General features: G+C 66.2%; 9 protein-coding genes. 7 read left to right on the top strand and 2 right to left on the bottom strand.

All coding sequences use genetic code 11. The features are described 5' to 3' along the window. Positions 1-71 precede the first annotated feature (71 nt). The 5 genes from H4Q84_RS01370 to H4Q84_RS01340 all read left to right on the top strand — a co-directional run bounded on the left by H4Q84_RS01370 (position 72) and on the right by H4Q84_RS01340 (position 4645). Positions 72-734 carry a hypothetical protein gene (locus tag H4Q84_RS01370; RefSeq protein WP_248581629.1) on the top strand — a complete coding sequence of 221 codons (663 nt, stop codon included), beginning with the start codon at positions 72-74 and terminating at the stop codon, positions 732-734. Positions 735-767: 33 nt separating this feature from the next. Continuing rightward, on the top strand, positions 768-2267 hold the full coding sequence (locus H4Q84_RS01365) for a DUF4389 domain-containing protein (protein ID WP_248581628.1): 1500 nt from the start codon (positions 768-770) through the stop codon (positions 2265-2267). Positions 2268-2269: 2 nt separating this feature from the next. Then, on the top strand, positions 2270-2440 hold the full coding sequence (locus tag H4Q84_RS01360; protein ID WP_248581627.1) for a hypothetical protein: 171 nt from the start codon (positions 2270-2272) through the stop codon (positions 2438-2440). Between the two features lie 1403 nt (positions 2441-3843). Further along, on the top strand, positions 3844-4161 hold the full coding sequence (locus H4Q84_RS01345) for an HNH endonuclease (RefSeq protein ID WP_282580336.1): 318 nt from the start codon (positions 3844-3846) through the stop codon (positions 4159-4161). 259 nt (positions 4162-4420) lie between these two features. Beyond that, positions 4421-4645 carry a hypothetical protein gene (locus H4Q84_RS01340; protein ID WP_248581625.1) on the top strand — a complete coding sequence of 75 codons (225 nt, stop codon included), beginning with the start codon at positions 4421-4423 and terminating at the stop codon, positions 4643-4645. Between the two features lie 309 nt (positions 4646-4954). Here the strand turns inward: H4Q84_RS01340 and H4Q84_RS01335 are convergent, their stop codons facing one another. Beyond that, entirely contained in the window at positions 4955-6373 is a 1419-nt protein-coding gene (locus tag H4Q84_RS01335; RefSeq protein ID WP_248583585.1) for an IS1380 family transposase, read from the bottom strand. A gap of 290 nt (positions 6374-6663) precedes the next feature. Between H4Q84_RS01335 and H4Q84_RS01330 the strand changes: the two genes are divergently transcribed. Beyond that, complete coding sequence (locus tag H4Q84_RS01330; RefSeq protein WP_248581624.1) at positions 6664-6957, top strand: helix-turn-helix domain-containing protein; 294 nt, start codon at positions 6664-6666, stop codon at positions 6955-6957. Positions 6958-7072: 115 nt separating this feature from the next. After that, the gene (locus H4Q84_RS01325) at positions 7073-8170 is read left to right on the top strand and encodes a site-specific integrase (protein ID WP_248581623.1); all 1098 of its coding nucleotides are present in this window, start codon (positions 7073-7075) and stop codon (positions 8168-8170) included. Positions 8171-8433: 263 nt separating this feature from the next. Here H4Q84_RS01325 and H4Q84_RS01320 read toward each other — a convergent pair whose 3' ends face one another. Beyond that, positions 8434-12171 carry an ATP-dependent RecD-like DNA helicase gene (locus tag H4Q84_RS01320; RefSeq protein ID WP_248581622.1) on the bottom strand — a complete coding sequence of 1246 codons (3738 nt, stop codon included), beginning with the start codon at positions 12169-12171 and terminating at the stop codon, positions 8434-8436. Positions 12172-12175 lie beyond the last annotated feature (4 nt).

Raw genomic sequence — 12175 nt, 5'->3', positions numbered from 1 at the left:
GGCGACCACGAGCGCCGTCACGATGGAGCCTGGTCCTGCTCACCCGGTGCAGGCCGGCACAGGAGGCCACCATGTCCAGCGCACTCGAACGCCTCGGCCGCTTCGCCGCTCGACGCCCGTGGATCGTCATCGGGAGCTGGGTGGCGATCGGCTTCCTGGTGATCACCTCCGCAGCAGCCTTCCGACGCGACCTCGAGGACCCGTTCGAGGCACCGGGACTGGACTCGCACCGGGCCACCGAGCTGCTCGCGCAGGCGGGCTCGGCCGAGGTGGGGCTCGGTGCGGACGTCGTCCTTACCCCTCGGGACCCCGAGACGAGCTTCTTCGACTCCCCGGTCGCGCGGGCCGACGTTGCGCGGATCCAGGAGGCCGTGGCGGCACTGCCGAAGGTCCTGGGCACGACCGATCCGGCCAGCGCCCTCCGGGTCGGCCGGCAGGCTGCGGTCGAGTTCGAAGTCGTCTCGCCCGACGGCGAGGTCGCCCTGATCCGCATCCAGTACCCCGAGCGCCAGCACCTGGAGCCCGACGACCTGGCGAACGTGCAGGGCGCGCACGAGGCGCCGGGGAGGGCCGAGCTCTTCGACGGCTGGTACCCGCGCATCGACGCTCCCATCAAGGGCCGCACCGTCCTCGACACCTCTGGGCACCGCCCGCTCTTCGAGCAGCCGGACGACTTCCTGGACTACCTCACCGACGTGATCGTGCCCAGCACGGCCCAGCTCCCGCGGTCATGACGTCGCCTGGCGACGAGAAAGGAGACCACAACCATGACCACCTACACCCCACCACCTGAACCAGGCCGCACCGCTTCACGCAGGAGCCGCCCGGTCCCCCTCGTCATCGGCATCCTGCTCGCGCTCGTGGGCTTCCCGCTGCTGCTCGGAGGCCTCGGCCTCGGCTGGGCGATGGCCACCCAGCGCGACGACGACGGGTTCTTCAGCACCCCGACCGAGCAGCTCACCACCGAGACGGTGGCCCTCTCCAGCGAGGTCGTGAACTTCGGCGAGGCCGGCCCCGACGACTGGTGGGCCGACCGTGACCTCGCCACCGTGCGGCTGAGCGCCCGGTCCGCGGACGCATCGGCCGTCTTCATCGGGATCGCACCGAGCGCCGACGTCGCGGGCTACCTGGGCAGCGCGTCGTACGACGAGATCAGCGACCTGCGCACCGACCCGTTCGACTACTCGCTGACCCGGCGTGGCACCGGCGGTGACCTGAGCGCGGCTCCCACGGTCCAGGGGTTCTGGACCGCGCAGAGCAGCGGCCCCGGCACCCAGGCGCTGGCCTGGGACCTCGAGCCCGGCACCTACACCGCCGTGGTCATGAACGTCGAAGGCTCCCCGGGGGTCGCGGTCGACCTGTCCGCGGGCGGACGCCTCGGCTGGCTCACACCTCTGGCATGGAGCCTCGGCCTGCTGGGCGGCGCCCTGATCCTCGGCGGCGCACTGCTCGTCGTGTACGGCGCCCTGCCGCTGGGACCGCGGGTCCCCCGCCAGGTCGCGCCCGGTCAGCCTCCGGAAGCCGTCCGGCCCGACACCCCCGTGACCCTGGTCGGCGCGAAGGACCCGCAGCTGAACCGTGGGCTCTGGCTGGTCAAGTGGTTCCTGGCGATCCCGCACTTCATCGTGCTCGCGCTGCTGTGGCTGGTCTTCGTGGTGCTCACCGTGGTGGCGTTCTTCGCGATCCTGGTCACCGGCCGCTACCCGCGTGGCCTCTTCGACCTCAACGTCGGCATCCTGCGGTGGACCTGGCGGGTGCAGTTCTATGCGACGGCTGCGATCGGCACCGACCGCTACCCGCCGTTCACCCTCGACCACACCGACTACCCGGCCGACCTCGACATCGCCTACCCCGAGCGGCTCTCGCGCGGGCTGGTGCTGGTCAAGTCGTGGCTGCTGGCGCTGCCGCACCTGATCGTGCTGGGAGTGCTCGCGGGCACGTGGCAGTTCGGTGACGCGGACGGCTTCGAGTTCGCCGTCGGCGGTCTGATCGGCGCGCTGACGTTGGCTGCCGGACTGCTGTTGCTGTTCACCGGCCGCTACCCGGCGCCGTTGTTCGACCTGCTGGTCGGCCTGAACCGGTGGGTCTACCGGGTGACCGCGTACGTCGCCCTGATGACCGACACCTACCCGCCGTTCCGGCTGGACCAGGGCCCAGCGGACCCCGGTGGCGTCGCGCCCACGCCGAGCACCCCCGACGCGCCGGCCACGACCGGTCTCGGCTGGCCGGCCGAGGAGCGTCGTCCTGACCGTGAGGTGGAGGTGTGACGATGCCTGCCGTCTCCGCGCTCCCCGCGAGCACCCGGCCGAGCGGTGCCGGGTCGACGGAGTCGTCGCGGCCCTCGGCAGGGCTGGCGATCCTGCTGGCCCTGCTGGGGCTCGGCGCGATGGCCACCAACCCATGGCCGCCTGGATCACGTCGTGCAGCTGGGCCAGGGTGAGGTCGCCGGGGAGCTCGAGCCGGCGCCAGACGGGCAGCTTGGCGCCCTGCAGGTCGAGGCGTACCCGGTAGCCATGGACTTCGGTCGGTGGGGGTCCCAGCGTCGGCTCCTCGTCGGGCTAATGGGGTTGCATCGCTCGGGCTTCAGTCAGAGTGGTGTCCGAGTCCGCCGGTGGGTGAGCACTGCGACAGCCTGACCTGTGAGGTCTAGCTCTAGATCGTGCCCCTGCCGGTGAACGAGGAAGCGTGATAGCTCCTGGGATGCCGTGTTTGGAGCACTGAACCATTAGGTCGCTGCAGTCTTCCTCTGGACGAAGATTCCGAGAGAGGAGAGATCGCGATGCTGTTTTTGGGCAACGACTGGGCTGAGGCCCATCACGACATCGAGCTGCAGGACGAACACGGCCGGGTCTTGGCCCGGCGACGTCTGCCAGAAGGAGTTCAAGGTCTGGCGCTATTGCTTGACGAACGGCGGGCTCGTCGAGAAGCGCCGCTCGAAGGTGCGCAGGACGGGCGTACTGGGACGAATCAACGCGCATCAAGAAAGCGGGCACGACGGTTGGGGGTGCTGCACGAATTGAGACACCTGCCCGTGGTGGTGACCAGTGTGCGCCGGGGCTTCTGCCCCCGGGGTCGCGCCACGCCGAGTTGTCCCGCCGGACAGATTGAGGATCTGCATGGGGGTTACGACATCGGTCTCCACTGGGTCACCCTGCCCCCACCGTCCGACAGACGTGATCGTTGGGCCGAAGCCCGGTGGGTCTCCTCATCGCCCTGACCTTCCTCGTTTGGGTCGCCCCGTCAGTGCCCAGGTGTCGCATGCCGCCCGTCCTACCCGTCCGCTGAGCGAGAATTGGTTCTACACGTCTTGTAGAACGAGGTGGGTCTTACGGCTACACCTCGTTCTGCAAACGGTGTATGTCGAGATGGGGTTAGGACGGGCAGGAGGGTCTGCGACACCTACGAAGTGCGTGGAGACTGAGTTCCGATTCGCGAGCATGACAGCGGTGCAGTGCTTCAACTCGACGGTCGTCGCCGTCATGGACAGGCGGTGGTTCGGGTCCGTCGGCGCGCGGTCGCACCTCATGGAGGTGAACTTCTGGACGTCGAGCGTCGGGTCCGGGCGCTGACGACCGGCGAACCCATGCTGTTCAAGACCCACGCCTCCCCACAGCCCTCTATCCAGCGGTACAAGCGGTATGACCTCGCCGAGCCGGACAACGACCACATCGCCTCGGCTTTACGGCAGCTCAGCACGACTGCTCGACCCGACCTCATGTGGCCCGACGACCCACAGCTCGCAGTCGCATGACCAGTCCTCAGGACTGCCTGATGACCACACCGCGGGTAGGCCAGTAAGCGTTCAAGGCCCTCGTTCTTGGCGCCTACCAGCGCCACTGCGCGATCACCGGTTCGCGGATCGAGCCTGTGCTGGAGGCGGCCCACATCAGGCCTGTCAAGGATGGCGGCATTCATCAAGTCGACAACGGCATGCTGCTGCGCAGTGACGTGAACAAGTTGTTCGACGACGGGTCCCTCGGCGTCGACGACCGCTTCCGCCTGCGCGTGAGCCCTCGCCTCAAGTCGGAGTTCGGCAACGGGGTCGAATTCCATGAGCGGAAACGCGTCGGGCACACAATCTCGATGCCCGAGCACCGCAAGCTACGACCCGAGCGCGAGGCCCTGACCTGGCACATGGACACAGTGTTCAAGTCGGCCTGAACGAAAGTCATCGAACTTTCGGAGGGGCGCTCCGCCGACCTGCGCGAGCGCCGTGAGTCCTCCGCGCCCGTCCTGGGACGGGCGAACTACGGACGGGCGCGAAATGGTGCTCCCCCTCGTGCACAGTGGCGACATGAACGACCGTCGCTTGGACTCCCCGCTGGGATCGACATGTACTCGGGCCGGTAGCAGGTTCAAATGACCAAAACCGCAGGTCAGGCTGGTGATGCTGAATCAGCAGGACCGTGGGATGGGATAGATGGCTGGCGAGCCGCTACTGAGTGCGGCGACGCGGGCCATGGCTACGGGTGGCGTTCACTTGCGGGGGCAGGGGTTTGTCGGGATCAGTGGTCGCCTGGGCTCCCTCAACCGCTCGCGCTTCTTCATCGAGGAGTTCCACGAGGTCGATCTCCTTGATCCACGTGTTCGCGGCTACCACGGCCTGACCGAGACTCAACTCCAGACGGCCGGACGCAGCGGCTAGGGCGAAGTCGCCAGTCCAGTGTGACCCATTATCGCCAGCGGGCGAGGGTCGCGGCGTCCTCCTGAGTTGTATTGCTTCGGCGTAACGGCTCAAAGACGGCTAGCGCGGCAGTTCCGATCCTGGGCAGGGTCAGGCTGCCCGTCGCAGGCGCAAGCTAACCCCGGTCTTTCATGGAGGTAGTCGGACGGCTGCGCGTCGAGGTTGACGACGTGTGCGTTGCCTGGGCTGGTTCCGGGGTTGACCTGTAGGCCGACTGTCGCTGTCGGGTGCGGTTCTCCGGGTCCTCGGGTTGTGGGTGGGCGGGGATGTTCAGGCTGGTGGTGGGATCGCTGCGATGTTGGCGAATGTCGCGACGATCGCTGCCGCCCAGGGCCAGGTGTCGGGGATCCGGAGTTGTCGCCGTCTTCCGGTGTGGACCAGGCGTGCTGGTGCGTGCAGGAGTCGGTAGCGCAACGCTTTCGGCTCACAGCCGGCGAGCACAGCAGCCTCGCCGGTGAAGGCCAGAAGTCTGGTCCAGGCGGTGAGGTCGGCAGCGATCATGGTCGCTGTCAGCCAGGCCTGGTTGATCGCGAACTCACGTGAGGGGAATCTGCCCAGGCCGGTGTCCTTGGCGATCCGGATCCGGTCCTCGACGCGGGCGTGAGCACGGTGACGGGCTTCGAGGAACGCCAGCTGTCCGGTGGTGGTGTTGGTCGCGATCACTTGGTAGCGCCACCCGTCGGCTTCTTCGAACAGCGACAGCTGCGCACCGGGGTGGGGTCGTTCGCGGCGCACGATGAGCCGCATCCCGGGCGGCCATGCCGTCAGGTCAAGGAGGTCGGTGAGCTCGGCGACGTCACCACCTTCGCGGACCCCACCATCAGCATCGGACGCGGGTGTCCACACGTGCTTGGGGACGACCTTGATGGCTTCGCGGATCTTCTCGGTGACTGCGTAGCCGACGCTGTACTCCAAGCGACGTCCCCGCACGCGGCCTTGTTCGGTGAGCCAGGCCAGGAGCTTGTGGGAGGCACCCGCGCCATCGCTGCGGATCAGCAGGTTCTTGCGTTGTGCGGCGGGGACCTGGGCGATTGCCGCGGTGAGGACTTCGATGTGATCGGTCGCGGTGTTCGACCCCGCCTTCCCGGTCCGCAACGTGGCGGCGAGGAACTCGCCTGTGTTGTCGCACCACACCCCGATCGGGTGGTACCCGAACGTCCGCTTGAACGTCGCCGATGCCAACTCTTTCTCGGAGTGGGTGATCACGACCGTGGCATCGACATCGAGCACGACCACCTCGCCGAGGTCGGTGCCGGCGACCTTCGAGGCAGGGAACCCTTCGGGTGAGGCGTTCATGAGTGCCCAGACGTGGCGCCGTGTCCTGGCTCTGGCCACGGCGATTTTCTTGACCTGCCCGGGGTTGATCTCATCCAAAGCCCGCCAGACCGTGGCCTGCGAGGCCACCGCACCGAGCACGGGTTCCTGGTGGCGCAGGACCTCGATGTCAGCGATCGCTTCACCGCCGTCGGCGATCATCACCGCGACATCGACCAGGACCCGGCCGCGGTCATGGGCAGGGGTGAACGAACGTCGTGCCAGGGCCTTCGAGAGCTGTCCAGTCAGCCCGGTCCGATCACCTACGAGACGCAGCCCGACGCTTCCCGCGTGGGCCACCACGCCGACACCGCCCCCAGTTACTGACAGACCCCTCGACCACGAACTACGCTTCACCTGCAGAGTGCCTTCCAGTTGGAGAACTTGTTCCGTCGCAAGACCAAGTTTCCCCTGCTGGGCAGGCACTTCTGTGTTTCTACGCGCCGATCAAGCCGCCGACCCGTGAATGATCCGGGCTAACGGAGCAGAAGCAGGTCGACAACGTCGCGCTCTGTCGCTGATCGAGGCCGACGGCTCGTCCGGGTCCGTGACGGCGAGCACCTTCTGGCATCACCTTGGTAGGGATTGTCCACAGGAGGGCCGGGTTGCCAGTGCACACCTTCAGTCACGAGGGCAAACCTGTCCTCGTCACGACGAAGGAGCACATGATGATCACGACGATCGATACCACCGTGGACGGCGGCATCCTCACGATTGACCAAGCCGCGGCATACCTCTCGATCCCCAAGGCGACTCTCTACACATGGCGCACCCGCCGGCCCGGGTTCGGTCCCCGCGCGCTCAAGCTCGGTGGCTGCCTGCGCTACCGGAGAGCCGACCTCGACGCCTGGGTGGCAGAGCACGTCGAGACTCTCGACGACTTCGGCGTTATCCCGGCGCAGCGGGTAGACGATGGCATCTCGCTGTCCCGGGCCAGCCGACCGCGTGAGGCAGGGTGACGACATGGGACGGGGACGACCTCTGACCGCGCTCGGAACCTGGGGCACGACTCGCACAACGAGGGTTCGGGACGGGGCCTATCGTTCGCGCACCCGGATCAGGGACAAGGACGGGGTGACGCGTGAAGTCACGGCAACCGGAACCACCAGCGCGGCTGCGGAGCGTGCCCTGCGTCAGAAGCTTGTGGACCGCCAGGCGCCGACGCAACAGGGCATCACGGCCGACACCACGATCGCGAGGCTCGCCACACTGTGGCTCACCTTTCTCCGCGACGAGGATCGCATCGAGGCCACCACGATCAACGAGTATGAGCGGGTCCTCACGAAGGTGGTGATCCCCGAGCTGGGCGGCTTGCGACTACGGGAGGTGACCACCGGCCGCCTCGACCTCTTCCTCGTCCGACTGCGGGCGATCAGTACAAGCCGCCAGCGCAAGACCAAGGTGGTCTTGGGCGCCATGCTTGGCCTTGCTGTACGTCATGATGCCCTTCCAGTGAATCCGGTGCAGCAGACCTCGCGGATCCACCGGGAGAAGTCGGAGCCGCGGTCACTGACCCTCGAGGAGTTGGACACGGTCCGCGAGGCCGTCTGCGCGTGGGCTACCGCGCAGCGCTCGGGCCCCAAGGCCACGACCGACATGGCCGACATCATCGAGCTCATGCTGGCCACCGGAGCGCGGATCGGCGAGATCCTCGCCCTGCGTTGGGTCGACGTCGCGCCCGAGGCCACCCGTCCGAACCTGACCATCAACGGCACCATCAAGACCGAGCCGGGCAGGGGGACCTACCGCAAGGCCAGCCCGAAGTCGGACGCCAGCGTGAGGACGGTCGTCCTTCCGGACTTCGCCGTCGCAATGCTCAAGCGCCGTCAGGCGGCAGCGCGCGAGAACCCGAACGAAGCCGTGTTTCCGACACGCAACGGCACTTGGCAACAGGTCAACAATGTCGAACGTCGCTGGCGGCAGATTCGCCAGGGAACCGGACTGGACTGGGTCACGCCTCACACGTTCCGCAAGACCGTCGCGACGCTGATCTCCGAGCGGGTCGATGCCGAGACTGCCTCCCAGCAGCTCGGGCACTCCTCCCCCGCCATTACCCGCGAGTTCTACATCTCCAAGCCGGCGATCGCCGCCGACGTCGCGCACATTCTGGGCGAATTCGCACAGGCAGAACCGGAGGCCGGCCCGAATACTTTGGGAATAAGTGGTGAATAGCGCCTCCGGGTTCAAATGACGAACCGGCCCTGAGCCAGCGTTTCCGCTGGTCAGGGCCGGTTTTTTTGTCGGGCTGACAGGATTTGAACCTGCGACCCCTTGACCCCCAGGCGTCGGCCGCGGGTTTGTGGGGGTCCTTGATTGTCCGTTTCACGCTCAACGGCGGGGTTCTGGACGAGCCTGCATGAGGGCGCACGAGAGCAAATGGTGTGCGAAAATGGTGTGCAAGATCGGCGGGAACGTTTGGCGCGGTCCAGGAGGAGTCACAGTCGCTTCCCGGAAGCCTTCTTGGCTGCGCGCCTGGGAGTGGAGGTACCGATGACATCGCGTGCCAGCTGCGCCCAGGCAGGCTGATCAACTCCCCCGCGGTCATCTGTCCAGACCAAGACACCGCGAGAACCCTCGGTGCTCGGCTCGTCGTAGGGTCGGAAGCCGTGCGCGGTGTACCACTGCTTCTTGGCCGCCCAGTCGTTCGCGTATTTGGGGTTACCCATCATGCCGAGGTGCTCCCAGATGATCTGGTCACCTGATGGCGTCTCGATCGTGAAGTCCGGATACTTGGTGACTCCGTCGATCGTCAGGGATGACTCGTAGGTCCAGCGACCTGATGCGACGTCTTCCAGGATGGAGGCGACAATCACTTCGTTCTTGCTGCGGACCAGAACGCTGCCAGGAGCGACATGGATCAGGTTCCCGTCGAAGCGACGCATGCCGTCACCAACGGGGAGCTCTCGGGGTGCTGGCGGACGGAACAAGTCTGTCATGCGTCGAGCAGTCTCCGACAGCGCCGGCGAGGACAGGGCGAACAGCTCATCGACGGAGCCCTCGTGGAGGATCACGACCTTCTTTGTCTGTCGGGTCAATGCGGTGTAGAGCAACTCTCGGCTCACCACGACTCGCGACGGGAGCACCAGGAAGGTGACACCGAACTCGGAGCCCTGCGACTTGTGGACCGTGACCGCCCACGCAAGCTCGAGCGGAGGTTCGTCCGAAGGCGACGGCTTGTAGCCGTAGGTGGCACCGATCTGTGAGGAGAACTCAACATTCGCGTAGGTCGGGGCCTTGCTCGCACGACCGACGACCACCCCGATCTCACCGTTGGCGACGTAGTCCATTCCGGACTTCGCGGGGTAGGACTTGGCCCGTCCGTCGTTTCTTGTCTGCATGACCTTGTCGCCGAGCACGATCTGCTCGGGGCCGAGTGGCTTGGGAGGCCGGTGGCCCCACCTGTTCTGTGCCCAGGCGAGATCGCCCGCCCGATACTTCTGCTTGATGAAGCGGTTGAGCTCCACGGTGCCGAACACGCGTGACCTGGTGGGCGACAACACCTGCCAGTCCTCGCAGCGGTCTCCCGCGCCGGCATCACCCACCGGCCAGTTGACCCACTTCCCGTCGGGCGACAGCTGCCCGCCGTAAGTGAGTTTGAATGCCTTCTCGACTTCGGCGGCAGCGGCAAGGCCGAACTCTGCTTCCAAGGCGTTGACGAGCGTCGCGACCACGCCGTCGTCTCGCCATGGAAAGTAGTCGAGCGTGTCCGACGTCGCGCCACGGCGTAGCTTCTGCCAGATGTCGTCCGCAGCACCGGGCATGTCCTCTCCCCCGAACCAACGGGCGAGCGCCAGGTCGTCACGTTCGCCTTCCTCGCCCTTCTGCCTCCGGTAGACGGTGAGCTCAACATAGCCGTGGGCCACGCGAATTGTGTCGGTGAAGGCGGCTGGCTTAAGCCACTCCACGAGGTCGACGAACGGGCGGCCCGGGCCGATGGGCGGCAGCTGCCGATGATCGCCGACCAGGATTAACCGCTTCACACCCTCAAGAGCACTGAGCGTCGCAGCGAGCATCTCCTCGGTGAGCATCGAGGCCTCGTCGATGACGACGAGTCCGTAGCGGTCTCGTCGCGACTTGTCGACGCCGAGATAGCGACCGGTGTTCGGGTCGAAGCCGCCCTTCTTCACCAGGAAGCTGGCGAGCGTCTGTGCCGGATGCTTGACCTTTGACTGGAGCTGCACACGGGCCTTGCCGGTCGGGGCGAGCAGCAGGACGCCGTCCTGGGCTATGTCGGGCAATGCGACGAGGGTGCTGAGCAGTGAGGTCTTGCCTGTACCCGCGGGGCCGACGAGTACCGAGAGGCGGGAGGCGAAGAGTTCGTGGAGGCCGGCTGCCTTCTCGGTGCGGGCGAGCTCCTCCTCGGTGTCGTTAGGATCTGCAACTCCGAAGCCGGCGTCGATGGCCGCTCGTGGGTCGAAGTCGGCGTCGAAACGGCGGGCTGAGCGTCGCTCGCGCAGGTGCTCGGAGATATCGAGCCCGGCCGCATGCGGGTGCTCGAGCTTGTATGCGGGCAGTCCCCCGTCGAGCTCGGCCCCGACCAGGGGAGTCCAGTGCGCGTAGCCCGACAAGTTCGGGGCGTCCAACGAGTAGGTGGCGAGCAGTGACCGCGAGACGGGACACGGTCGGGTCAGGGGGATCGCCGCTGCGGCGGTCAATACCTGCGGCTCGCCCACGATCGTGTCGCCTTCTTCAGCCAGTCGTTCGAGGACGTCGACCATGAGCGCTTCGACCCGACGTGCATCGCCCGGGTCGTCGAGCCCGATCAGGTCGGAGATGAGGTTTACCCACTGAACATGGCCGGCTGGGAAGCACGCCTGATCGGCGGTGGCCAAGGCGATCGGTTGCGGTGACCGGTATGTGCACGTGGCTGCGAAGTATGGGTTCTCGACGAGCTCGGCCGGAGTGACTTGCCAGGTGGACTTGCCGCCCAGCAGGTCGGCGACCTGCTCACGGCCGATGTCCATCGCCGAGAGAATCTTGAGCGCATTCTGCTCGTCCGTGTCCGTGCCCCGCCAGGTGTTGCCGATCGACGCCGGCAGCTGCGCAGCGAGCTCTTGCCCGAGTGGGTCCTTCCGATCCAAAGCACGCTCCACTACACCCCAGGGATCGCGACTCCATTCGGGCTCGTCGGTCAGTCGGCGCACGACTCGATGCGCGGACTCGGCGCCGAGGTATCCCAGAGCTGCCGACATGCCGGGGGCCGGTCCTCTGAGATGCCAGAGCCGTTCAATTTGTTTGTCGACCCATGAGGTGGCCGACGCAGGCACCGCGATGCCGAGAGCGGTCATACCATCGGCGGCGGACCGTATGGCGTTAAGAGCGGCGATCGTGGTGTCATTGGACACGTGTTCAGTCACATAGGAGAACTCGACGTTGGCGTCTTCGGGCGCCCACGCGAGCGCACCCCCAACGTCTTGACCGGCATCAAGCAGCGGCACGAGTTCCTGGTAAGGCAACAGCAGTCCGTGCTTCTGGTCGGGACGTAGGCTGTGGCTGACGATCGTCTCCCACATCGACGAATCGAACGGCTGACCCCCTGACTGATTCCACACGGGTGGCGACTTCACCCGAGTCACATCGGCCGCTCCCACGAGCAGTCGTCGAGTCGACTCCTCCTGCAGCGGCGAGTGCTTGAGGTAGATCAGGACAAGGCTCTGACCGGCGACCACATCCTCGAAGAAGCGACCGATCAAGGCGCGCTGGTTTCGCCCGTCCATCAGCCAGCCGGGCGTGAATCCCAGTATCTGGTTCGCGAAGTCCTCACGATCGGGACGGTAGTCATCGGCGTCCTGCCATAACTCAGCGTCGACGGTTTCCCGGCTCAGCCAACGGAACGGGACCGCCTCAAAAGAGTACGGCGCCACCGAGACCGTCGTGGGTTTAAGGTGACTCTTGAGGGCCTTGTTGAACCGGTACGGATGCTCCTTCTCGAGTGCGTAACCGTGTGAGGACATGAAGGTCCCGCGTTCCGATAGGCAGGCCAGTCGTTCGTACTGCTGCAGTTCCGCGAAGGACTTGCCGGCTACCGATTCTTCCCAGTCGTCGAGCCGCTTGTCGCCGATGTTCTTGAGAAGCAAGCAAGAACTGTTGTCCAAGGGGTGCGCGCACACTTTGTCGTCCCACGGCTGATCGCGCCACGGGACCCGCATCGAGATATGTTGCACGGTGCTCATGCAG

The sequence above is a fragment of the Nocardioides sp. InS609-2 genome, assembly GCF_023208195.1.
Taxonomy (GTDB): Bacteria; Actinomycetota; Actinomycetes; order Propionibacteriales; family Nocardioidaceae; genus Nocardioides.
Note: the sequence above shows the minus strand (reverse complement) of the source record. Positions and strands in the feature narration are given on the sequence as shown.

What these genes read in the sequence shown, in the direction of transcription:
- H4Q84_RS01365 (WP_248581628.1), top strand. Translation starts at nt 768, where the DNA reads ATGACCACCTACACCCCACCACCTGAACCAGGCCGCACCGCTTCACGC.
- H4Q84_RS01330 (WP_248581624.1), top strand. Translation starts at nt 6,664, where the DNA reads ATGATGATCACGACGATCGATACCACCGTGGACGGCGGCATCCTCACG.
- H4Q84_RS01320 (WP_248581622.1), bottom strand. Translation starts at nt 12,171, where the DNA reads ATGAGCACCGTGCAACATATCTCGATGCGGGTCCCGTGGCGCGATCAG.
- H4Q84_RS01370 (WP_248581629.1), top strand. Translation starts at nt 72, where the DNA reads ATGTCCAGCGCACTCGAACGCCTCGGCCGCTTCGCCGCTCGACGCCCG.
- H4Q84_RS01360 (WP_248581627.1), top strand. Translation starts at nt 2,270, where the DNA reads ATGCCTGCCGTCTCCGCGCTCCCCGCGAGCACCCGGCCGAGCGGTGCC.
- H4Q84_RS01340 (WP_248581625.1), top strand. Translation starts at nt 4,421, where the DNA reads ATGGCTGGCGAGCCGCTACTGAGTGCGGCGACGCGGGCCATGGCTACG.